This window comes from Clavibacter tessellarius (assembly GCF_001618005.1).
Lineage (GTDB): Bacteria > Actinomycetota > Actinomycetes > Actinomycetales > Microbacteriaceae > Clavibacter > Clavibacter tessellarius_A.
Genome location: NZ_LQXA01000037.1, coordinates 1 through 358, shown reverse-complemented (window position 1 = coordinate 358; position 358 = coordinate 1). Strand labels below are relative to the sequence as shown.

At 69.0% G+C, this 358-nt stretch carries 1 protein-coding gene; it reads right to left on the bottom strand.

Annotated features, from left to right (window positions below; genetic code table 11):
* On the bottom strand, positions 1 to 333 hold a 333-nt coding region (locus AWH51_RS16120), incomplete at its 3' end, for a hypothetical protein (RefSeq protein ID WP_414146353.1).
* Positions 334 to 358 lie beyond the last annotated feature (25 nt).

Sequence of the window (358 nt, the reverse complement as noted above, 5' to 3'; positions counted from 1 at the left end):
GTCCGAGTCGTTGGCGTCGGAGTCGACGCCCTCGAGGTCGAGCACGTCACCGGCGTCGATCACGTCCGCGCTGTCCAGGTCGGCGTCGACCGTGTCGGCGTCCGTCCCGTCGAGGTCCGTCGTGTCCACATCCAGGGCATCCACGACATCGACCACGTCGAGGTCCAGCGCGTCCAGGTCAGCGGCGTCCGTGTCGAGCACGTCCAGGCCGCCGTCGGCGTCGAGGACGTCACCGGCATCCAGGACATCGTCGCCGGCATCCACGATCACGTCAACCGTGTCGGCGTCCGTCCCGTCCAGGTCGGTCGTGTCCACGTCCAGGGCGTCGACCACGTCGACAACATCGAGGTCCACGGCG